A 22,417-nucleotide genomic window follows, 5' to 3' on the forward strand; every position below is an offset into this window, starting at 1 on the left:
CAGGAACACGACCTTGCTGCCGGTGATCTCCACGATCTGCCCGCAGGCGTCGGCACCGGAGCCCATGCCGAACTTGCACAACTGCTGGCCGATCTGCAGGTTGGTGGCCACGCCGGTGACCGCCAACGACGAGGCGATCGCCGAGGACTGGGGAATGTTGTCGCCGTCCAGCGCGATCAGGCCGATGTCGTGCTGCTCGTTGTGCACTCCCTCGTTGACCGTCTTGCGGAAGGTGCCCACCGTCGCGTAGGGCAGGACGCCGCCCAGGTTCATCGTCACCCTGCTGGGTTGCCCGGGGCGGTTGCAATGCCCGGCGGTCAGAATCCCGGCCGCGCCGCCGCTGGTGTGCACCAGAAAGCCTGCGGTGCAACCCATTCCACCCGAGCCGTCGGCGTAGGCGACGTAGATTCCCGCCCCGGGGCCCACCGCACTGGCGGCGGGCAGATCGATCGGCGCCAGGACGGGCGGCGGCGGCGCCGGCTGCTGCGCCGGCGTGGTGGCCCTGGGGTACAGGCAGACGGCCGTCACCAGGGCGGTGACGCTGCACACCGCCGCGAGGGTGAGCAATGAGGTATGGATCCTGGCGCGGTGGGGGTGCACGCGCAAGCTGGCGAGCAGGCTCCTCTTCGGCTTGCTACGCAGCTCGCCCGGACCGGGTAGGAACCCCAGCATGGCGAGTACCGCCAACACCAGGGCGCTCAGGGGCAACGCGACAGTACGAGCCGGCGAGTATGGCGTCCCCCAGCTCGCGACCTCCATCGCGTACACCACTCCATTAGATCGATCTTTGCCGCACCGCGCGGCGGTCTTACCGAAGTTGGTGATCAGCTGACGGCGGCCGGCTCGGGGGAGGCTTCCTCGTCGAGCGGACGGCGCGCACGGCGGTGGTGCCGACGGAAGTGGCGGATCTCGACGATCAGCCCGGCCAGTCCCAGCGCGCTGGTGATCGCCGACACCAGATACAGCAGCGCGCTGATGTGACCGGCGAGCGCATCGCCCAGGACGACCACGGCGGTGGTGCCGGGCAGCAACCCGGCCAGGGTCGCCACCGCGTAGGGCAGCACCCGCACGCTCGACGCGCCCGCGGCGTAGTTGAGCGCCGAGAACGGCACCGCGGGAATCAGCCGCAGCGACAAGATGGCCAGCCAGCCTCGTTGCCGCAGGCGCTCTTCCACCGTTTCGATCGATCGGTAACGCGCCAGCCGGTTCAGCCGCCAGCCGGCCGCGCGCACCAGCAGCAGCGCGATCATCGCGCTCGCGGTGCTGGCGACCACCGCGATGGCGACGCCGAGCAGTGGTCCGAACAGCAGTCCGGCGGCCAGGGTGAACGCGGTGCGCGGAACGGGCACCACCGTCACGACGATGTGGGCGATCAAGAACGCCAGGGGGAACCACGGTCCGACGGACTGCGCCCAGTCGCGCATCTGCACCGGCGAGGGCAGCGGAAGCCACGCCGCCAGCACCACCAGCGCTGTGATGCCCACCACTGTCCAGGCGATCCGCGACCGCGACACGCTTCGCGCGGCGACGCCGATGGCGCAGCCGAGATCGCGCAGCGTTTCGGTGATTTTGCTGGTGGCGGAACCCGTCACGGCTTCCTAGGGTACGGGGCGCGGGTGAATAAGGCGTTGCCAGACGCTGGTGTTTCATCGGCAATCGTGACCGCCCGCCGCACCTGGCGGTTTTTAGCGACGAGCGGTCATCAATTAGCCTCAGTAGCTAGTGGTATCCCCAGAGTTGTAGCCCCAAATGCTGGGAAAAGGGAGCAATCGGTGTCCATTGATGTACCCGAGCTCGCCGACCTAGAACAGGTTCGCGGGCGTTGGCGCAGTGCGGTCGCCGGTGTGCTGGCTAAAAGCACCCGGAAGGACCCCGAGCAGTTGGGGGACGCGCCCGAGCGGCTGCTGGAAACCCCGACGTATGACGGGATCGCGATCCGCGCGCTCTACACCGCGCTCGACGAATTGCCGGAACCGCCGCTGCCGGGCGAGTGGCCCTTTGTGCGCGGCGGCGACGCGCTGCGCGACGTCAAGTCCGGCTGGAAGGTCGCCGAGGCGTTCCCCGCGACGCCGGTGCCCGGTGTGGCGGCAAAGGACGTCAACTCCGCGGTGCTCGACGCGCTCGGCAACGGGGCCGGCGCCGTGGTGCTGCGGATCGGGGAGTCGGGCGTGGCGCCCGACCAGCTGGGCGAGGCGCTCGAGGGCGTCTACCTGAGCATGGCGCCGCTGATCCTCGAGGCCGGCGCCGACTACGTGGCGGCGGGCGACGTGGCGCTGGCGCTGGCGGACGCGGTCGAACCCGACCAGCGCGGCACCCTGTCGATCGACCTGGGCGGTGACCCGCTGAGCGCGGCGCTCAGCGAGCGGCCCGCGCCGAAGATCGAGGACGTGGTCGCGGTGGCCAAGCGGGCCGCCGATCACACCGGGGTGCGCGCGATCACCGTCGACGGGCCCGCCTTTCACAACCTCGGCGCGAACGCGACGTGGGAGGTCGCCGCGAGTGTGGCGGCCGCGGTGAGTTACCTACGGGTGCTCACCGAATCGGGGCTGACGATCGGCCAGGCGTTGCGGCAGATCAGCTTCCGGTTCGCCGCCGACGACGACCAGTTCATCACGATCGCCAAGTTCCGCGCCGCCCGCAACCTGTGGGCGCGCGTCGCCGAAGTCGTCGGCGAGCCGGACGCCGGCGCGGCGGTCGTTCACGCCGAGACGTCGCTGCCGATGATGACCCAGCGCGACCCGTGGGTGAACATGCTGCGCTGCACCCTGGCCGCCTTCGGTGCCGGCGTCGGTGGCGCCGACTCCCTGCTGGTGTTCCCGTTCGATGTGGCCATCGACGGCGGATTCCCGGACGTGGCAACGAGTTTCGCCCGCCGCATCGCGCGCAACACGCAGCTGCTGCTGCTCGAAGAGTCACATGTGGGCCGGGTGCTGGACCCGGCCGGTGGCTCCTGGTTCGTAGAGGACCTCACCCGCCGCCTGGCCGAGCAGGCCTGGGAGCATTTCCAGGCCATCGAGGCCCACGGCGGATTCACGCAAGCCCGCGATTTCATCGCCGGTCAGATCGCCGAGGTCGCCGCTCGCCGCAGCGACGACATCGCGCACCGCCGGACGGCCATCACCGGCGTCAACGAATTCCCCAACCTCACCGAACCGCCTTTGCCGCAAAGCGATTCGACGTATTCGCCGCTCGCCGCCGGGAAGCTGGTGCGTTACGCCGCGGAGTTCGAGGCGTTGCGGGATCGCTCGGACGCGTACCTGGCCCGCACCGGATCGCGCCCGCAGGTGCTGTTGCTGCCGCTGGGTCCGCTGGCCGAGAACAACATCCGCGCGACGTTCGCCTCGAACCTGCTGGCTTCCGGCGGTATCGAGGCGATCAACCCGGGAACGGTCGACGCCGACGGTGTCGGCTCGGCGGTGACCGATGCCGGGTCGCCGACGGTGGCGGTCATCTGCGGCACCGACAAGCGCTACCAGGCCGAGGCCTCGGGCGTCGTGCGGGCGGCGCGGGACGCCGGCATCGCGCGCGTCTATCTGGCCGGGCCCGACAAGGCCGTGGCCGACGCCGAGCACCAACCGGACCAATTCCTGACCGCGAAAATCAATGCGGTGCAAACTCTGTCGGATCTGCTCATAAGGCTGGGGGCGTAGTTACGATGACGACCACTGCACCTGCTGTCGGCAGCTTCGCCGACGTGCCGCTGCACAGCGAGCGGGCGATTGCACCGGCGACCGAAGCCGCCGTGAAAGAACACGTGGCCGCGGCGGCGGCTGCGCATCTGTACACACCCGACCAACTGCAATGGCAGACACCGGAAGACATCGACGTCAAACCGGTCTACATCGGCGCCGACCGCGCCGCCGTGGAGGCCGACGGGTATCCGCTGCACAGTTTTCCCGGCGAGCCGCCGTTCGTGCGCGGGCCCTATCCGACGATGTATGTCAACCAGCCGTGGACGATTCGGCAGTATGCCGGCTTCTCCACCGCCGCGGAGTCCAACGCGTTCTACCGGCGCAACCTGGCCGCCGGCCAGAAGGGCTTGTCGGTGGCCTTCGACCTGGCCACCCACCGCGGGTACGACTCCGACCATCCGCGCGTGCAGGGTGACGTCGGAATGGCCGGTGTGGCAATCGATTCCATCCTCGACATGCGCCAGCTGTTCGACGGCATCGACCTGTCGACGGTGTCGGTGTCGATGACCATGAACGGCGCGGTGCTGCCGATCCTGGCGCTGTATGTGGTGGCCGCCGAGGAGCAGGGGGTGCCGCCGGAGAAGCTGGCCGGCACCATCCAGAACGACATCCTCAAAGAGTTCATGGTGCGCAACACCTACATCTATCCGCCCAAGCCGTCGATGCGCATCATCTCCGACATCTTCGCCTACACCAGCGCGAAGATGCCGAAGTTCAACTCCATCTCGATCTCCGGCTACCACATCCAGGAGGCCGGTGCCACAGCCGATTTGGAGCTGGCCTACACGCTGGCCGACGGGGTCGACTACATCAAGGCCGGCCTGGACGCCGAGCTGGACATCGACAAGTTCGCGCCCCGGCTGTCCTTCTTCTGGGGCATCGGGATGAACTTCTTCATGGAGGTCGCCAAGCTGCGGGCGGGCCGGCTGTTGTGGAGCGAGCTGGTGTCCCAGTTCAACCCGAAGAACGCCAAATCGCTGTCGCTGCGCACACATTCGCAGACCTCCGGCTGGTCGCTGACCGCGCAGGACGCCTTCAACAACGTCGCCCGCACCTGCATCGAGGCGATGGCCGCCACGCAGGGTCACACCCAGTCGCTGCACACCAACGCGCTCGACGAGGCGCTGGCGCTGCCCACCGACTTCTCGGCCCGCATCGCCCGCAACACGCAGCTGGTGCTGCAGCAGGAGTCGGGCACCACGCGGCCCATCGACCCGTGGGCGGGCTCGTACTACGTCGAATGGCTGACGCATCAACTCGCGCAGAAGGCCCGCGCCCACATCGCCGAGGTCACCGAGCACGGCGGCATGGCCCAGGCCATCAGCGACGGCATCCCCAAGCTGCGCATCGAGGAGGCGGCCGCGCGCACCCAGGCCCGCATCGACTCCGGCATCCAGCCGGTGATCGGGGTCAACAAGTACCAGGTCGAAGAGGACCAGGAGGTCGAGGTCCTCAAGGTCGAGAACAGCCGGGTGCGGGCCGAGCAACTGGCCAAATTGCAAGAGCTGCGGGCGAATCGGGACCAGAGGGCCGTCGACGCGGCGCTCGCGGAACTGTCGCGCGCCGCGGCCGCCCATTCCGGCGCAGCCGGTAAGGGGGACCGAGACGGGTTGGGCAACAATCTGCTGGCGCTAGCCATCGATGCGGCCCGGCACAAGGCCACTGTCGGCGAGATCTCCGACGCGCTGGAGAAGGTGTATGGCCGCCACCAGGCGGAGATCCGTACTATCGCCGGGGTCTACCGCGACGAAGCTGGAAAGGCCACGAACATGGCGACCGCGACCGAACTCGTCGAGAAGTTCGCGGAAGCCGACGGTCGCCGCCCCAGGATCCTGGTGGCCAAGATGGGCCAGGACGGCCACGACCGCGGCCAGAAGGTGATCGCGACCGCGTTCGCGGACATCGGATTCGACGTCGACGTCGGATCTTTGTTCTCCACGCCCGAGGAGGTGGCCCGCCAGGCCGCCGACAACGACGTGCACGTGGTCGGGGTGTCCTCGCTGGCGGCCGGTCACCTGACGCTGGTGCCGGCGCTGCGCGAGGCGATGGCCGAGGTGGGACGGCCCGACATCATGATCGTGGTGGGCGGCGTCATCCCGCCGGGTGACTTCGACGAGCTCTACGAGGCCGGGGCCGCCGCCATCTTCCCGCCCGGGACGGTGATCGCCGACGCCGCAATCGGCTTGCTGCACAAGCTCGCCGAGCGGCTGGGTTACGACATCGGCTAAATGGCTGACGATCTCTTCCGCGAGCGTAAGCACGCCGCGAAAAATCCCGGCCGAATCCGCAGTGTGCTTACGCTCGCGGGCCAGGAGAACTGGAAATGAGCTCGGAGCTGGCCGAGGCGGTCCGCAACGGCGACCGCGCGGCCTTGCCGCGGGCCATCACGCTGCTGGAGTCCACCCGCGCCGACCACCGCGAAAAGGCGCAGCAGCTGCTGCTGGAGCTGACGCCGGACTCGGGCAACGCCTATCGCGTCGGCATCACCGGGATCCCCGGGGTGGGCAAGTCCACCAGCATGGAGGCGCTCGGCATGCACCTGATCGAGCTGGGCCACCGGGTGGCGGTGCTGGCCGTCGATCCGTCATCGACGCGGACCGGCGGCTCGATCCTGGGCGACAAGACCCGGATGGCGCGCCTGGCAATGCATCCGGATGCATACATTCGGCCCTCGCCCACCTCGGGCACCCTGGGTGGGGTGGCCAAGGCCACCCGCGAAACGGCGGTGCTGCTCGAGGCCGCCGGCTACGACGTGATCCTGATCGAGACCGTCGGGGTCGGTCAGTCCGAGGTGACGGTGGCCAACATGGTCGACACCTTCGTGCTGCTGACCCTGGCGCGTGGGGGCGACCAGCTGCAGGGCATCAAGAAGGGTGTGCTGGAGCTGGCCGACATCGTCGTGGTGAACAAGGCCGACGGCGATCACCTCGCCGAGGCCCGGTCGGCGGCGCGCGAGCTGTCCGGGGCGATCAGGCTGATCCACCCGCGTGAAACGCTCTGGCGGCCGCCCGTTCTCACGATGAGCGCAGCCGAGGGGACCGGCCTCGAGGAACTGTGGGACACCATCGAACGGCATCGCCAGGTGCTCAGCGAGGCGGGGGAGTTCGAGGCGCGCCGCCGGGAGCAGCTGGTCGACTGGACCTGGCAGATGGTGCGCGACACGGTGCTGGACCGGTTGTTGTCCAGCCCGGCGGTGCGCAAGATCCGCGCCGACGTGGAGCGCAAGGTCAAGGCGGGGGAGCTGACTCCCGCGCTGGCCGCCCAGCAAATATTGACGGCCGCGTCGGGCTAACGGATAGGTAAATAATCTAGATTTCGCTCCTACCGGTTGTGTAATGGAAGTAAATTCAAAGTTGTGACGGTGGATACCCGAGTCGATCGCCGCGCGGTCCGTGTCCACGATGACCTTGACGCAGGTCATCGTGTGTCCGGCGCGGCGGACTCACACTTCGGTTGCGTCGTTCGTAGTTTCGCCAGCATGTTCCCCGCGCGCCGGTTCGGTGGCGGGGCGCTGGCCGTCTATGTCGACGGCCAGCCCGTCGTGGACGTCTGGACGGGGTGGGCCGACCGGGCCGGGCAGCGGCCGTGGACGGAGAACACCGCCCCGATGGTTTTCTCGGCGACCAAGGGGATGGCCGCCACCGTCATCCACCGGCTCGCCGACCGGGGGCTGATCGACTACGACGCGCCCGTTGCCGAGTACTGGCCCCAGTTCGCGGCCAACGGCAAGGCCGACATGACCGTGCGCCAGGTGATGCGACACCAGGCCGGCCTGTCCGGCCTGCGCGGCGCCACCCAGGAAGAACTGCTCGATCACGTCGTGATGGAGGAGAAGCTGGCCGCGGCGGCGCCCGGACGGCTGCTGGGCAAATCGGCGTACCACGCGCTGACCTTCGGCTGGCTGATGTCCGGCCTGGGCCGGGCCGTGACCGGCAAGGGCATGGCCACGCTGATCCGCGAGGAGCTCGCCGAGCCGTTGGGCACCGACGGGCTGCACCTCGGCCGCCCGCCGGCCCAGGCGCCGACGCGGGTCGCCGAGATCATCTGCCCGCAAAACGTGATCGGGAACCCCGTCGTCAGCTACGTGACGCGCAAGGTGGCCAACGAGATGTCCGGGGCGTACCGGTCGATGTACTTCAAGGGTCTGATCGCCGCCGTTCAGGGCGACGCCCCCTTGCTGGACGCGGAGATCCCGGCGGCCAACGGCGTAGCGACGGCGCGCGGGCTGGCCCGGATGTATGGCGCCATCGCCAATGGCGGCGAGGTGGACGGCATCCGCTTCCTGTCCCGTCAGCTGGTCGCGGGCCTGACCGGGGAGCGGAGCCTGCGGCCGGACCGAAACCTGTACGTGCCGTTGGCTTTCCACTTGGGATATCACAGTTTGCCGATCGGCAGTGTGATGCCCGGCTTCGGTCACGTCGGGATGGGTGGCTCGCTCGGATGGGCCGACCCCGCCTCGGGGGTGGCGTTCTCGCTGGTGCACAACCGGCTGCTGACACCTCTGGTGATGACCGATCACGCGGCGTTCGTCGGGATCTATGCATTGATCCGCCGGGCCGCGGAAAAGGTGCGCAAGCACGGCTTCCGCCCGGTCACCGAGTTCGGTGCGCCGTTCGCCGAGCCGGGAGCCGTCGCCGGCTGACGCCGGAACCCTAGCGAGCCGAACGCATCAGACTGATATTGAGGCCGCAAAGCGTTGGCCTCCAATTTCTTATCGCCGCATCTGGTGCACTATGGCCCACGCCCTTGGTTTCGCGCTCATCCTTGCCGTGACGGCGTTGGTGTCGTACCCGTTGATAGCGGTCCCAAGCTCCTGCAGATGATCGCTTGCTTCGCGCCGTGTTCGCGGCCGGAGTGCTTATTTATCGGTTTCGCGATGCAACTCCGGCGCACTGGCCACTCGTTGCGATCAGTGTCCTCATTGTTGTGGTGGCGGGCCTGTCGGTGCCCGCCCCGCTGGACCGATTGCGTTCACACTTCTCGTGGCCGCCGCGACCTTGCCTTTGGCAGCATTGCCCTGGTTCTTGGTGGAGAAGTGAGCGTTTCCGCCAAAGCCTCGCTTCGGGCGCGCAAAGCGGTCGTTGACACAAGGGTCACCCCGGCAACGCCCGACCGCGCCCAGTAAATCGCCTACTAGGGACCATGACATTCAACTTTTGCGGTGGAGGAAGGTGGCAACGCACGATTAGGGAACACCTTGTGCACAGAAGGCAAGGTTCATAGTTGCACAGGTAAAGCAATCCGCTGGGCCTTTGCGGGAATGGAAAGTCATGGGTCGAATCAAACAACTATTTTCCGCCGGGCCTACGCCTGATCGACCCGACAATGCACTTCGAGTGCGGGTACCGTGTGCAGTTCCTAAAGGATCTCAGCGTCGGTGAGATCGAAGCCCTCTTCGGCGGGAATGCCGGTCGCCGCGGGCGTCACACGACTTGGGGCCGTGGCGTCGGGCGTGGCGTGCGATCCAGTCATCGCCGCAATTTGCAGCGGGTCATTGCCAAGTGAAGCGCCGATTCTGCGGCCCTGCTATAGGTGCCAGGCGCCGAAAGTGCAGGTTATCTTGGCATTTCTCCCGCCCGACCGGTGGCACGGAAGTCGCTGGCGCGCCGCACCTCTTCCGCACTGTATTGCCACTTCCGGCAGCGACGCCATGCGCGCCGCCCACGAGCGTCGCCAGATTCGTGCCTTCGACGCGTGAGCAGGCGCGACTCCCACGCGACGGCGGCCGTTTTGCGTTCGCCCCAGCTTGACCGCTGTGTATCCTGCGAGCCTCATTTGGCTATCCGCCTACCTAAGACCCGATTAGATCTTCCATTTCATTTGCCACGCGGATCCCGCTAGTGAGGCATAAGTTACCCACAAGTAGTTTGGCATGGCTCTGCAGGCATCCGAAGATGGGCGCGGGCAGTTTTCGCGTGCGCCTCCCGTTCAAACCCGCGATGGTCGCGCGGCATCGAGCCCCTCGGCGGAGTTAATTCCTCTTTGAATTCAACGTGTACGGCGGCGCAGCCTCGACCGTATTCGCACCTCAATACGACAGTAAATACAGCGGCCCCCGGATTTACGCCGATTTCATACTTAAGAAAATGCTCACTGCCTGGCTCGCAACGCGCGGTCGGGGCTGCGTTTGAGTTCCGGGTCAGTGTGATCGAGCGCGCCGCCACCGACGCATTGCACCGATGTTCTCGGTTGGCGCAGGCGCGCCGCGAAGCGGCCGCTTACGACCACCGGTGGTCGCAGGCGGCACGCACGGTCAAGTTAGCCTCCATACGTTTTGATCATGTTTGCTTGATCGACTGTGAAGACGGCGTTTCGCCTGTGTTGCCTCAATTTTCGACCGCGTCAGCGACGCCGGTTTGCGGCTGGGCTCGCCATCGCGGGTTGTCGCGTGACGATGGCCGCACGGCTCGTCCTTGCGCAATTCGGTATGCCTCAAAGCGAGTCACCCTGTAAGGTACGACGCAGATGGTACCGGCGGGTGGTGCCACTCGAGGGCATCCAAAAACCCGCAGACTTGAAGCTGATCGAGACGCCGGCTGCATCAACGAGAGCTCGGCGGCACGATGCAACGACGCCCGATTCACGTCGACAAGCCGCATTGGGGTTTTAACATGATCGCTACAATTTTCCAATGCCCGACATCAACGCTGCGCCGCGACGCCGGATTTATCTCAAAAAGCTCTCGCAACGTATGCAGGTACTCCATAATTGGTGGTTGTCAGGTTCGTACGATGGACCGCCGCGGAAAAGTGCAATATCTGCGGGTTTCGCTGAATAGGGGGTTTTGGCGTGGTTGGGCCTACGCACCAACGACTTTTGGAAGGCTCTCGTTAGCTGCGTCGCGTGACGGCGTACGGCTCCTAAACCGTGGATATCGCGGTGGAGGCCGGTGGGGTCAGCGCCCCAGCGCCGGAGAACCGTAGAAATCGACGATGCCGTCGCTCCCGCCGACGTCCATGACGACTGAAAGGCCAAGAACCTTGAAATTTGTGCTGGCGAGTTATGGAACTCGAGGTGATGTCGAGCCGACGATCGCTATAGGCCGCGAACTCCAGCGTCGAGGACACGGCGTGCGTATCGGTGTCCCGATCAACTTGGTTCGCTTTGCCGAAGATGTCGGCCTCGAAGCGGTCCCCTACGGCCCGGACATGCGGGATTTTCTTGCCGATGAGTTTCTCCGCGACTTCTGGACGGATTTCCGCCGCAGCTTCTGGACTATCCGCGAGCCGATCAGGTTGGTTCGTGAACTCTGGCAGCCCTGCCTTCGGCACTGGGCGGAGATGAGTAGCACGCTGACGTCGCTGGCCGAAGGCGCCGACGTGCTGTTCAGCGGCTTGGTATACCAGGAACTTGCTGCCAGCGTCGCGGAGTACTACGACATTCCAATGGCCACGTTGCACTACTTTCCGATACGGCCCAGCCGCCAGCTTTACCCACACGTGCCCGGCCCGCTAGTCCGCTCCGGGATGACGTTCTTCGACTGGCTGTGCTGGCGTATCAGCAAGAAGGCAGAGGACGCGCAGCGGCGTGAACTGGGTCTCCCCATGGCCACCCGGCCTTCACCGCGAAGAATCGAACGGGATGCGCTGGAAATCCAGGCGTATGACGAGGTGTGCTTCCCCGGGCTGGCGGACGAGTGGCGAAACTGGGGCGACCGGCGACCTTTCGTCGGTGCGCTGACGATGGGTATGACGACGGATGCCGACGCTGAAGTCGCTGCATGGATTGCCGCGGGGTCGCCGCCGATCTGCTTCGGTTTCGGCAGTATGCCGCTGGCAAAGCCTCCCGCCGAAATGGTCGAGATGATCAGTGACGCCTGCGCGCAGTTGGGCGAGCGCGCGTTGATCTGTGCCGGCTGGGCGGACTTGAGTGACGTGCCGCGTTTCCACCATGTCAAAGTGGTAAGCGCCGTGAATTACGCGGCGACCTTCCCGAAGTGCCGTGGGGTCGTCCATCACGGTGGCTCTGGTACCACAGCCGCGGCCATGCGAGCCGGAGTTCCCGCGTTGATCCTGTGGACGGCGGGCGACCAGCCGCACTGGGGAGCTCAGCTGAAACGGCTAAAGGTCGGTACCACCCGGCGCTTTTCGAGCATCACTCGCGAATCGCTGGTTTCGGACCTGCGCTGCATCCTGGCACCCGAATACGCCGTCGCTGCTCGCGATCTCGCCGCTCGGATGACCCCTGCCGCCGAGAGCGTCGCCAAGGCCACCGATGTCCTCGAAAAATTTGCCGCCGTCAGGCGCTTCGTCTGATCCGTTACGCGTAGGCGCGCGGGTCTGCAAGCCGTTCAGATTTGGTGAATGGCCAGGGTCTCACGCCCCGACGATCGGCGCCCCCAATGCCGATGCCAGCGATTTGTCTCAGCCCGCAACTGATCGTCCGCGATCGGCTTCTGCCTTTGCGGTTTCCGAGGTAGGGGCGATGCCGCGGCGCTTAAAACGAGTTTTCAATGCCAGTGCCCGCTTCTCAACGAGGAACCAGCTCAGCGCGGCCGGTGGTACGGTTGCTGCCGCCGAAATGGCAAAGAACACGAGGGGATTCAGCCTCCACAGACCGCAGACAGCCAGCAACTGCTGCATCGGGAAGGCGTAAATGTAGACGCCGTAGGACAGATCCGTACGTAGTCGCAAGCGCTTGTTGTGGATCAGGGCGCCTGACACGATCACCGCGTAGGCCAGCGGAAGGCCTGCGACCACCCGGTAATCGGGTAATTGGCCTGCAACCAGGACAATGACGACGCTAAGCGCGACGAGTGACCACCGAGCGGGAATCACGTCTCGCCACTGGTAGAGGAGCGCTCCTGACGCGAACGTAATGGCGGAGCGCATGGCGAGCTGCGGGATGGTCCATGCCCCGGGGAAGGTGAGGGGCGGCAACAGCAAGGCGCCCACCACCGCCAGCGCCAAGATCGCGGGCGAAACCCACCGGCGATTGGCGAGGCCCACAATGCCGATGGCGGCAACGATGATGTAGCACAACACTTCCCAGATGAGTGACCACATCGACGCGTTCCAGTTGGCTCCGGCTGGGGTCCCGCGCGGTGTACCACCGACGCCATAGTGAAGATAGACGATTGCGCTGTTGTGTAGGACGTACTCGAACGGCGCGCTGGAGAAGAGTAGTTTCCTGGCCGAATGGCCTTGGAGCACCTCGCTGATTGGGGCGAAAGCGAATGCAGTGACGATGAGGCACGCGTAGAACCCAGGAAGGATGCGAAGAGCTCGAGCGAGAAGGTAGTCGCGCAGATGAGGGTCGTTGAGCCAGCTTCGCGAGATCAGAAAGCCTGAGATGGTGAAGAAGCCGTCGACCCCGATCGAAAAAAGAAGCTGGTTCGCCGCCGCCGGCGCCATGTGCCTCGTCATCGGGAACGAATGAAAGAGGATCACCTCGGTGGCCAGCGCTAACCGGAGGACGTTCAGTGCATTGTTCCGCGGGTCGAACGCCTCCCCAAGCTTCATCGACTACCCCTCCGTCGCCCCCCACTCCGGTCGTGGGCCATCGTATCGCTATGCCATCGACTCAATGTAGGTTTGGGCCCTCTGGGTGATTCTGGCGTGGTGCGCAGCAGGATGCGACTGTCGCACCACGTCGCCGATGTCGGTGCTAGCATGCGGTCTGTGTCTGAGCGCGGGGCCCCGGTCCGGATCGGCATTTTGGGTGCAGCGCGGATTGCACCGTTGGCACTCATCAACCCGGCTCGCGAAAATGCCGAGGTCGTGGTGGCCGCGGTGGCAGCACGTGATCCTTCCCGCGCTCAAGCCTTTGCCGACAAACACGGCATCACCCGGGTGCATGACAGCTATGACGCGTTGATGGCCGACGAAGACCTGGACGCGGTCTACAACCCGTTGCCCAACGGCTTGCACGGCCGATGGACCCAAGCCGCGCTTCGCGCGGGCAAGCACGTGTTGTGCGAAAAGCCGTTTACTGCCAACGCGGCCGAGGCCCGCGAGGTCGCCGAGGTGGCCGAAGCGTCAAAACGGGTGGCAATGGCGGCATTTCATTATCGCTATCACCCATTGAGTTTGCGTGTCGAAGAGATTATCGCCTCCGGGGAGCTGGGCCGGGTGAAACGGGTGGAGGCGGCCATATGTTTCCCTCTGCCGAAGTTCTCCGACATCCGCTACAACTATTCTCTTGCCGGCGGTGCCACGATGGACGCGGGCTGCTATGCGGTCGACATGGTTCGCACCTACGGCGGCTCGACCCCGGAAGTTGTTTCGGCGCAAGCCAAACTTCGGAATTCTCAGGTGGATCGGGCGATGACGGCTGAGTTGCGGTTTGCGGGCGGCTGTACTGGGCGGGTTCGCTGCTCGATGTGGTCGCTGAATCTATTTGAGTTGAGCGCCAAGGTGGTTGGCGATCGCGGCGAGCTGCGGGTGCTCAATCCGGTGATGCCACAATCCTTCCATCGGCTCACCATCCGATCAGCGACAGGCAAGCGGGTGGAACGTTTCTCGAAACGCACGTCTTACGCCTATCAACTCGATGCCTTCGCTGCTGCGGTGCTGCGCGGCGAGCCGGTGAAGACCACGGCAAAAGATGCGGTCGAGAGCATGACCGTCATCGACGCGATCTATCACGCCGCCAGTCTGCCGCTACGGCAACCGGCTTGAAGGTAGGCCCCGAACGGGGACGGGACGCGACGGTCAGTTCGCGAAGTGCGCCTGGTTGACGTAGTCGGCTACCCGCAGCGCGTTGGCCGCGATCGTGAGGCTCGGATTCAATCCGGCGCTCGATGGGAAGAATGAGCTGTCCACCACGTACAGATTTGCCAGCTCATGCGCCCGGTTCTGCGGGTCCAGCACGCTGGTTTTGGGATCGGTGCCGAAACGGCACGTCCCGCAGACGTGGGCCACCGCCTTATTGTCTTCGGCTCCCCGCAGCGTGATCTTGCGGAACGGGTCCAACACCTCTTTCAGCTGCCGCAAGAACACGGCACGCCGTTCCAGCTCGTTGGCATGCAGACGGTACTGAAGCCTCAGACGCTGGCGGCCGTCCCCGTTCGATTCACCAAATGGCAGGACGCGGTTGTCCAGGTACGGGAGGTCTTCCATGATTGTTGCGAGAACCAGCCCGCCGTTGAAGAAGCGCTCGTACACCTGACGCACCACAGGGTTCATCATCCGCAGCAGTTTCGGGCGCCATCCGGGGGCGCTGGTCAGTATCTCCATGGGAGCCATCGAGCCGAACGACTGCACCGTGCCGTATTTCTGCCCCTCGTAGAAGTAGAAGTCGTTGAGTCCGATCTCTTTGTTGGCAGCGGTGATCTTGCCGCCGCGCTGCGGCCAGATCTCAACCAGGTCGACAAGGTGACGCATCAGGTTGCGCCCAACCCAGTCCGAGCCGTTGGCCAGTCCTCGTGGCCATTCGCCCGAACGGGAATTGAGCAGAAGCACCGGAGTGACAAGCGCACCCGCGGCCAGCACCACCACCTTGCCCTTCAGGACCAGCGTGTTGCCGGAGCGGTCTTCGCAGATCACTTGCTCGACCCGCTGACGGCCTGCCTCCAAGCGCACGACCCGGCACTCGGGCAGCAGCTTGGCGCCGTGCTGAGTCAGCGCCGGCAGCACACAGTTGCGCGCGGTGTCGTTCTTGCATGACTGGTGGCAGAGGTAGCTCTGACACGTCGTGCAACCTGCGGTGTAATCGCATGCCATCGGCAGGTGATAGGGGTGCAGTCCGCGACCCACCAAATAATCGACCAGCGGCTGGTTGTCAACCGAAAACGATGGCGCCGCAGGCAGGTTGGTTTCCCGCGCCGCCGGCCGTAGGGGATCGGGCTCGCCTCGGACGCCCATCAGTTTCTCCGCCTCGGCGTACCACGGTCGCATCTGGTCGTAGGTGACGGGCCAGGCCTCGGGCACGGTGGATCCACCGGGGTCGCGGAAGTGCTGGCGGGGAGTGAAATCCTCCGCGAAAAATCGCTCGCAAACCATGCCGTATAGGGCCGACGACCCGCCGGTGCCGCTACCCAAGAACGGCCTGAACCGTTGTGGGACGCGCCCGCTGATGTCTTCGATCTCGTCGGTCGAGCGGCCGGAGCGGGCCAACACGTCGTTCAAAGTATCGGGGGACCGGCATGCGGCCGGCTCTGCCACTTCAGGCATCAGCGAGCGAATCGTTCCCGGCGCTCCGGGTAACGTCGAGCGCCCCTTCTCGACGAACAGCACCCTTCTACCCGAGCGGGCGAGCCGGTAGCCCATCGTCCCGCCGCCCATACCCGTGCCCACGATAATCGCGTCCCACACGACGCTTTCCGCCTCGCGCGCGGTCAATTCACCGTCGGCCAAAATCTAATCCCTTAGTCGATGAGCGCCCGAAGCTTTGGACGGTCGCGTGCAGAAACCGGGGCGTAGGCGCTAGGACGCCAACTTCGGTACGGCAGCGCAGATCACAGATTCGGCACGGTTAGCCGAGTGCTTCCTGGTGCGCTTCTTGCGGCAGACCCGAGTTAGCCGCCGGCTCCGGCTTCGCGGCAGGAACCGCGGGCTGGCTGCACCATTCGGCGATTTGGTCGACGAATCCTGTCTTCTTTTGCAAGATGAGCTGGTACTGGGCATGCAAGACCTTGTATTCCCATGCGTGGTACTTCAAGAACTGGTGGATTGCCCATGCCGTGTTCGCCCGGGCCCGTGGGTATGCCGGCCACATGACGTCGTCGAATATCATTACGCCGCCTTGCTTCAACAAGCGCCAGGCGTTCAGGGCATCCGTTACGGCGTCGTCTGCGAAATGCGATCCGTCGACGTAGATCAGATCGAATTGCTGTTTCTCGTCAATGAGTTGTGGCAACACCGCCAGCGAGGAACCCTTGCGCTTCGTTACCCGGCTCGCGCCGTAGGACACGTTGTGGTCGAACCGAGCTTCAAGGTCCCGCAGGTCCGAGGTGGCGTTGTAATGCCATTCGTCGCTACCGGCCCAGGTGTCGACGGCGGTGAGATGCGCTTGCGTGAAGTACGTCAGGAAAAACAGCGTGGAACGCCCTTCCCATGAACCGATCTCGAGAATGCGCAGCGGGTCCGCACGGTTCAAGACCTTGGGGAAGGTGACAGACCAAGGCACGATGTTCATATCGAACCATCGCTCCTGGAATTGCCCTTTTGCCGCCTGCTCCTCGAAATCCGCACGGACCTCGTTCAGGTGCTTTGCCGCGCGAGACAGGACTCCGAGCGTGACCAGACGATAGTGCAGAAAGTCGGTGAGGTAATGCCGTATTACTGCAGGTCGCAGCCCGCCGATCCACCAGAAGAACAAGTATGTGAGGGTTTTGGGGGTCCAACGAAACTTCAACTTGGTCGCCAGGCTGGTCATATTTCCCTAGGTCTTGTCTGCGGGGGCTGTGGAGGCATGTCTCGCGGCTCAAACTGAGTGTTCGGTCCGTAGTGGGTTTCGGCGAGATCGTTGCTCACTGTGGATGGATACTAACAGGCGTTCGCGCAAGTGCGTGGCGGTTTGAGCGGGCGGGCCCGTTAGGCAGAATGCCGGGAGCGGGCGTAGCTCTCCACCAGATCGGCGGCGTTGGCGACGCTGTCGGCGGGTTTGCTCATCCGAGTCGCCAGCTCGGCAGCTCGGGCGGCGTAGGCGGGGGTGAGGATCAGCTTGAGATCCTCAACCAGCGACTCGCGGGAGGTGCTGGAGAACTTTCGGGTGGTACCCACCTTCAAGCGTTTCATTTGAGCGCCCCACAAGGTCTGGTTGACGTCCATCGACAAAACCAAGGTCGGAATGCCGGCGCGCAGGCTGGCAGCCGCGGTACCTGAGCCGCCGTGGTGGACGACCGCGCGGCAGGCCGGAAAGATCGCGGCGTAGTTCACTCCTCCGACCACCTTGACGTGGTCGTCGAGTTCGACATTGCTGAAGTCGCTCCAACCGGCGCAGATCAGCGCGCGCTCGCCCAGCTCCGCGCAGGCCGCACTGATCATTTCGACGGCCTCGGCCGGTGATTCCACCGGCATGCTGCCGAAGCCGAAGCAGATCGGAGGTGATCCCGCGGCGATCCAGGCCAAGACCTCTTCATCGGCTGCTGTGGATTGGGCCATGGTCAACGCGCCGACAAAGGGCCGTTGACCGTCCCACTTGCGCCACTCGGCCGCCAGCCCGGGGAAGCACACCGCGTCATACGCCTGGATTTCTAACGACCTGTTTTTGGCGATCCGTCGCGGCGACGGGCCGATCACCTTCGGCAGGCCCAGCTCGCGCCGCTGCGCGTCCTCGACCTTTTTGTTCAACAACCAGCCCAACCAGTCGAACGCCGTCATGGCCCAGCGTCCCAAGGGCGCCGGCAGGTGCGGAACCAGCCGGCCGTTCGCGCGTACGGGAACGTGGTGCAAAGTGGCCAACGGGATGTTCAGACGTTCCGCGACGTTGACGACGGCCTCTTGATAGCTCTGGCCGGTGAGCAGCAAATCCGCACCGTCAGCGAGCGAAGTCAGAGTCCTGCTCATCTGCGTCCAAGTCTGGTCACTGAGGTCCCACATCTCGCGCCACAGTTTTCGCATTTCGCGGAGCTTCCAGAAGCCTCTGAAAAACGACGTCCAGAAGTTGCGGTACACGTCCAGCCAGGTCTTGGTGTCCAAACCGAAAGCCTCGGCAGGCAAACCCGCCGCCTCGGTGAAGCCGACCAGGTCAGGGGGGACTACCATGCGCACGTCGTGGCCTCGGCGCAACAATTCACGGCCGACGACCAGCGAGGGCTCGACATCGCCCCGGGTCCCGTAACTCGCCAGGACAAGTTTCATCGCGCGGAAAAGCTTTCGAGTTGTGGCATTGCCTTCTTGGTGGTCGTGTGTAGTGAAAAGTCTTGTTGCGGAATCACTTTGCGCATGTGAGCATTCTGGTGCTGACAGCTCCTGCGGCGGCGGCTCCCGTTACTTTCGCCAGAAGACGCCACATTGATCAATCGTGACGATCTCTGAAGATATCCCGTGCTTGGCGCGGTAATCGCCGACGGCCTTGCGGCATCCCTCAAGGTTGTAGTCATCAATGATGCAAAAACCGCCGGGGGACAACCGCGGGTAGAGTCCGTCGAGCCCCTGAATCGTCGATTCGTAAAGGTCACCGTCGAGCCTCAGCACGGCGATCTGCTCGATCGGGGCATCATGCAGCGTGTCCTTGAACCAGCCGGGCAGGAAGCGGACCTGTTCGTCCAGCAGGCCGTAGCGTTCGAAGTTCGCCTTGACTTCCTCCTGGGACACTGCCAGAACGGGCGCAGCGTGGTGCAGGCCCAGCTGGAAGCGCGAGAGCTTATCGGCCTCGTAATTCGCCGAGTCGGGCGGTGGCACGCCCTCGAAAGAGTCGGCCAGCCACACTTTTCGCTCGGTATCCCCATAGGCGGCCAGCACTGCCCGCATCAAGATCGACGCCCCGCCTCGCCACACTCCGCATTCCACCAGGTCACCCGGGATGTTCTCGGTCAACACCGTTTCAACGCAGTGCTGCAGGCTGGTCAGCCGCTTCATGCCGATCATCGTCTCGGCGTCCGCCGGCCAGTCCATACCGAAGTCGCGCGCGTTTTTATCGAACGGGAGTTTGCGCACCAACATTACTTTGCTCTTTTTGAGAAAGGGAAGCCACGTCAACCACCCCACGCTGGCGCGCATGCCCAAGGGCCACCCCACCGGTACTAGCTGATCCATGCCGTACCGGGTGAGGTCGCGCCGAATCTGATCGAGGTACAGAGATCGGACGTCGCTATTGGTCACGGTCAAAACCGTCCCCCTCTTTCTCGGTTGCCAGTGCTGCCGGTGGTGAGCCTAGACGGCTATCGCCGCCGTTACCGCACGTTTGAAATTTCTCAAGCAGGGCGCGAGGTTTGATTATCCACATCGCCGCGCCCGCTGGTGGCAGGTAGGCCGAGCAGTTGGACTCGGCCAAGTAGGCCCTGAAATATCGACCGCGGACACTGTTAGCGAGGTGCAACGTGTTCCGTGGGCCGGGCGCCCGCGTAATCGGTTGCCTCCGAACGGGATTCGGTTTGCTGACCGATCCATTCGAGCAGTGCGGCCAGACCGTCGTCCAGTGCCCACCGGGGCCGCCAGCCAATCTCTTTCTGAGCCGCCTCGATGTCGCAGCTGGCGGCCCTGACGTCGCCATCTCGAAACTTAGCTACCACGACGGGTTCTGGTGCGTTGAACGAAGCGGCGATCTTGGTGGCCAGCTCGTGGATGCTGGTAGCGTTGCCCGACCCGATGTCAAGGCACCGTGACCCATCAGCAGGCTGGTCCACCGCAGCGAACACCGCTTCGATCACATCGTCGATATAGACGAGATCACGCAGGATCCGCCCGTCCTCGTACACCTCGGATGGTCGCTGCTCGCGTGACACGCGCGCAAAGAACGGGACGACGCCGGTGTAGGGATTCGTCAGCGACTGGCCTGGCCCGTAAGCGTTCTGCAGGCGCAGCACGCTGAGGTTGGTGTCATGTGCGGCTGCCCAGGCGGCCAGCAAATGTTCCTGGGCCAGCTTGGTCGCACCGTAGATGTTGGTCGGTCGCGCCTCGGTCCGTCCCGCGCGGCTCGGAAGAGGCATTGCTGGTTCGCCGTTCGGCCCGCGCGGATCCCACTCGCCGGCGAGCAGCTGCGCGTGACTGCGCGGCTTCGGATAGAAAACTTGTGTGCCGTAACGCCAAGCACCTTCTCCGTATACAGCCCTCGACGACGCCAGGACGAGCTGTTCGGGCACTATGTGTGCGCGCGTCAGTGCGTCCAAGAGTTGAGTAGTGCCGACCACGTTCACCGAGCCATGGCGCGTCGCCGCAGAAAGCGACTGCGCTGTCCCTGTCTCGGCCGCGAGGTGCACGACTTGGGCGGGAGTGAACAGCCGAAGCACGGCGTCCCAATCGGGCGCGTGGGTGACGTCCCCCGTGAAGAACCGCACCGATGGCGGCAGGTCGACCCGCCGGCCTGCACCGTGCACCTGCGGAAGTAGAACGTCCATGACAGCGACGTCGTATCCGGCTTCGACGAGACGGCGGGAGAGTTTGCACCCGATGAACCCTGCTCCACCACTAATGAGCACGGACGTTGACAAGGGACAATGCCTCCCGTTCGAGTGCAGCTGACATAGACGACCGACGCGGTGCCCGGCCCGGTGGTCGATCATATCGGTGAATTCGCTGGTGTCAGTCAAGTTCCAGATAAAGGCGACGGTGTGCTGTGGGCCTGCGATCAGGCCGACGCGTTGGGTCGCCCAAGCACGCCCTCGCGGACGACGTCCGTTACCTCGCTATCCAAGGCTCAAGGGACCGGCCCGCAGACGTCTTTCAAATCGTTTCGCGCTTGACCGGCTTCAGACGAGATGGACCTGCGGCGCATACAGGATCCAGCGACCGCCCTTCTCGCGGAATAATCGCTCTTTCGCCATTATTTCCTCGGCATGGTTCCACGCAAAGAGTAGTGCGTAGTCAGGGTAGGGGTCGGCAAAGGCATCGGGGGAGCACACCGGAACCTTCGAACCCGGTGTCAGACAGCCCTGTTTCTCCGGGGTGGAGTCGCACACTATAGGAATAAGATCGGGGCCGATATTGCAGTAGTTCATCACGGTGGCGCTTCTCGACGTGGCTCCGTACCCGACCACACGCATCCCGTCGGAACGTAGATCGCTCAGGAGTGAGACAAGGTCCCTTCGAATCTCGTCGATGCGCGCGGAAAATCGGGCGAAGGTTGCTTCCTCGGCGATTCCCGCGGCCTTCTCGTGCGCCAGCAAGTCGGTCACGTTGGGACTCGGATCCCGCAGGCCCGCCCGGGCGATGGTGTAGCGGATGGTGCCCCCGTGCAGATCAAGGTGCTGCGCGTCGACCAGCTCGAGACCGAAGCGAGCCGCCAACGCCCGCACAGAACCAACGGAGAACAAATAGATGTGCTCGTCGTAAATCTGGTCGAAGTAGACGCACTTCAAGATGTCGCCAAGGTAGCGATCCTCGATCACGAAAAGTCCATTCGAGGCGAGCAGCAAGTCGACTCCACGGAAGATCGAGTCGAGGTACGAGATATGACTGATCGTGTTTGCAGAGTAGATTATGTGCGCCGGCCCATGCTCATCGCGAATCTTCGCAGCCGTTGACTCGTTGAAAAAGTCGGTTCGCACGTTTATTCCCTGCCTGCGGGCAACCTCGCCCGCCGCGGCGGCCGGATCCACGCCTAGGTGGCGCATGCCAGCGTTACTCACCGTTTTCAGCATTACGCCGTCGTTGCTCCCGACTTCGACCACGAATCGGTCCCGGCCGCCCGGACATGTCTCGAGGATGTGACGAGCGACGTCTTCGCCGTGCATCCGGATCATGGAGGATCCGGACGCCCGGTAAGGGTAATCCGCGCGATACATCTCGTTGGGTGGAACCGCATTGAGCTGCTGCACCATGGTGCAAGACGTACACAGCCCGACCTCGAGTTGGTAGAACGGGACCCGCTCGGTTTCCTCAGGTTTGACGAAAGCGTTCGAGACTGGCTGGCGGCCAAGATCAAGAACTTTACGAACCATGCCGCCGCACAGTCGACAACTAGGCTCACTCAACATGGCCCCCATTCGCATACCTAGTGGCGGGGATCAGGTCGTAGACCGTACCATTGGTCCTAGACCGTACCATTGGTTTTAGTATGGGGCCAAGACTTTATTTGCACGACTTGCTCAGAGCTGGTAAGGGTTTCCGCAACTCAGGCCCCGCCGGGGTCGGCTGAGCCCCAGTGCCTTCTATCTTCTTCGCCGGCATCAACGTCGGTCA

The 22,417-nt window shown here is 64.4% G+C and carries 14 protein-coding genes and 1 pseudogene; 6 read left to right on the forward strand and 9 right to left on the reverse strand.

The window, feature by feature from the left end:
• Together A5646_RS19335 and A5646_RS19340 are read right to left on the reverse strand one after the other, a co-directional pair.
• The coding region (locus tag A5646_RS19335) for an endopeptidase (protein ID WP_067023572.1) at positions 1 to 759 on the reverse strand (759 nt) is incomplete at its 3' end.
• Positions 760 to 824: 65 nt separating this feature from the next.
• On the reverse strand, positions 825 to 1,592 hold the full coding sequence (locus A5646_RS19340) for a TVP38/TMEM64 family protein (RefSeq protein ID WP_066865902.1): 768 nt from the start codon (positions 1,590 to 1,592) through the stop codon (positions 825 to 827).
• A 180-nt stretch (positions 1,593 to 1,772) separates the two neighbouring features.
• On the opposite strand from A5646_RS19340, the gene mutA reads away from it, so the two are divergent.
• The 5 genes and pseudogenes from mutA (at position 1,773) to A5646_RS19365 (ending at position 11,947) form a co-directional block, all read left to right on the forward strand.
• Positions 1,773 to 3,650 carry a methylmalonyl-CoA mutase small subunit gene (gene mutA / locus A5646_RS19345; RefSeq protein WP_067023500.1) on the forward strand — a complete coding sequence of 626 codons (1,878 nt, stop codon included), beginning with the start codon at positions 1,773 to 1,775 and terminating at the stop codon, positions 3,648 to 3,650.
• 5 nt (positions 3,651 to 3,655) lie between these two features.
• Complete coding sequence (gene scpA / locus A5646_RS19350) at positions 3,656 to 5,920, forward strand: methylmalonyl-CoA mutase (RefSeq protein ID WP_066865896.1); 2,265 nt, start codon at positions 3,656 to 3,658, stop codon at positions 5,918 to 5,920.
• A 95-nt stretch (positions 5,921 to 6,015) separates the two neighbouring features.
• Positions 6,016 to 6,995, forward strand: a pseudogene (gene meaB, locus A5646_RS19355) (methylmalonyl Co-A mutase-associated GTPase MeaB).
• Between the two features lie 52 nt (positions 6,996 to 7,047).
• The gene (locus tag A5646_RS19360) at positions 7,048 to 8,334 is read left to right on the forward strand and encodes a serine hydrolase domain-containing protein (protein WP_066881113.1); all 1,287 of its coding nucleotides are present in this window, start codon (positions 7,048 to 7,050) and stop codon (positions 8,332 to 8,334) included.
• A gap of 2,338 nt (positions 8,335 to 10,672) precedes the next feature.
• Positions 10,673 to 11,947, forward strand: a complete 1,275-nt coding sequence (locus tag A5646_RS19365) for a glycosyltransferase (protein ID WP_082984783.1) — start codon at positions 10,673 to 10,675, stop codon at positions 11,945 to 11,947.
• A 108-nt stretch (positions 11,948 to 12,055) separates the two neighbouring features.
• Here the strand turns inward: A5646_RS19365 and A5646_RS19370 are convergent, their stop codons facing one another.
• Positions 12,056 to 13,153 (reverse strand): acyltransferase, encoded by a 1,098-nt coding sequence (locus A5646_RS19370; protein WP_067023508.1) that lies wholly within the window; start codon positions 13,151 to 13,153, stop codon positions 12,056 to 12,058.
• Positions 13,154 to 13,303: 150 nt separating this feature from the next.
• On the opposite strand from A5646_RS19370, the gene A5646_RS19375 reads away from it, so the two are divergent.
• Complete coding sequence (locus A5646_RS19375; RefSeq protein ID WP_067023511.1) at positions 13,304 to 14,311, forward strand: Gfo/Idh/MocA family protein; 1,008 nt, start codon at positions 13,304 to 13,306, stop codon at positions 14,309 to 14,311.
• Between the two features lie 33 nt (positions 14,312 to 14,344).
• Here A5646_RS19375 and A5646_RS19380 read toward each other — a convergent pair whose 3' ends face one another.
• The 6 genes from A5646_RS19380 to A5646_RS19405 all read right to left on the reverse strand — a co-directional run bounded on the left by A5646_RS19380 (position 14,345) and on the right by A5646_RS19405 (position 22,227).
• Complete coding sequence (locus tag A5646_RS19380; RefSeq protein WP_067023513.1) at positions 14,345 to 15,988, reverse strand: GMC oxidoreductase; 1,644 nt, start codon at positions 15,986 to 15,988, stop codon at positions 14,345 to 14,347.
• 118 nt (positions 15,989 to 16,106) lie between these two features.
• The gene (locus A5646_RS19385; protein WP_067023523.1) at positions 16,107 to 17,009 is read right to left on the reverse strand and encodes a class I SAM-dependent methyltransferase; all 903 of its coding nucleotides are present in this window, start codon (positions 17,007 to 17,009) and stop codon (positions 16,107 to 16,109) included.
• Positions 17,010 to 17,167: 158 nt separating this feature from the next.
• Positions 17,168 to 18,436 (reverse strand): glycosyltransferase, encoded by a 1,269-nt coding sequence (locus A5646_RS19390; protein WP_067023526.1) that lies wholly within the window; start codon positions 18,434 to 18,436, stop codon positions 17,168 to 17,170.
• A gap of 129 nt (positions 18,437 to 18,565) precedes the next feature.
• A complete protein-coding gene (locus A5646_RS19395; RefSeq protein ID WP_067023529.1) occupies positions 18,566 to 19,399 on the reverse strand; it encodes a TylF/MycF/NovP-related O-methyltransferase in 834 nt (277 codons plus the stop codon).
• Positions 19,400 to 19,602: 203 nt separating this feature from the next.
• A complete protein-coding gene (locus tag A5646_RS19400) occupies positions 19,603 to 20,715 on the reverse strand; it encodes an NAD(P)-dependent oxidoreductase (RefSeq protein WP_067023534.1) in 1,113 nt (370 codons plus the stop codon).
• Positions 20,716 to 20,985: 270 nt separating this feature from the next.
• Positions 20,986 to 22,227: a class I SAM-dependent methyltransferase gene (locus A5646_RS19405; protein WP_082984782.1), complete on the reverse strand. Its 1,242-nt coding sequence runs from the start codon at positions 22,225 to 22,227 to the stop codon at positions 20,986 to 20,988.
• Positions 22,228 to 22,417 lie beyond the last annotated feature (190 nt).

Source organism: Mycobacterium sp. 1245499.0, from assembly GCF_001673615.1.
Lineage (GTDB): Bacteria > Actinomycetota > Actinomycetes > Mycobacteriales > Mycobacteriaceae > Mycobacterium > Mycobacterium europaeum_A.

Bases quoted from the DNA above. Each gene is read 5' to 3' on its own strand.
- scpA (WP_066865896.1), top strand. From the start codon at position 3,656: ATGACGACCACTGCACCTGCTGTCGGCAGCTTCGCCGACGTGCCGCTG.
- A5646_RS19375 (WP_067023511.1), top strand. From the start codon at position 13,304: ATGCGGTCTGTGTCTGAGCGCGGGGCCCCGGTCCGGATCGGCATTTTG.
- A5646_RS19370 (WP_067023508.1), bottom strand. From the start codon at position 13,153: ATGAAGCTTGGGGAGGCGTTCGACCCGCGGAACAATGCACTGAACGTC.
- A5646_RS19405 (WP_082984782.1), bottom strand. From the start codon at position 22,227: ATGCGAATGGGGGCCATGTTGAGTGAGCCTAGTTGTCGACTGTGCGGC.
- A5646_RS19385 (WP_067023523.1), bottom strand. From the start codon at position 17,009: ATGACCAGCCTGGCGACCAAGTTGAAGTTTCGTTGGACCCCCAAAACC.
- A5646_RS19390 (WP_067023526.1), bottom strand. From the start codon at position 18,436: ATGAAACTTGTCCTGGCGAGTTACGGGACCCGGGGCGATGTCGAGCCC.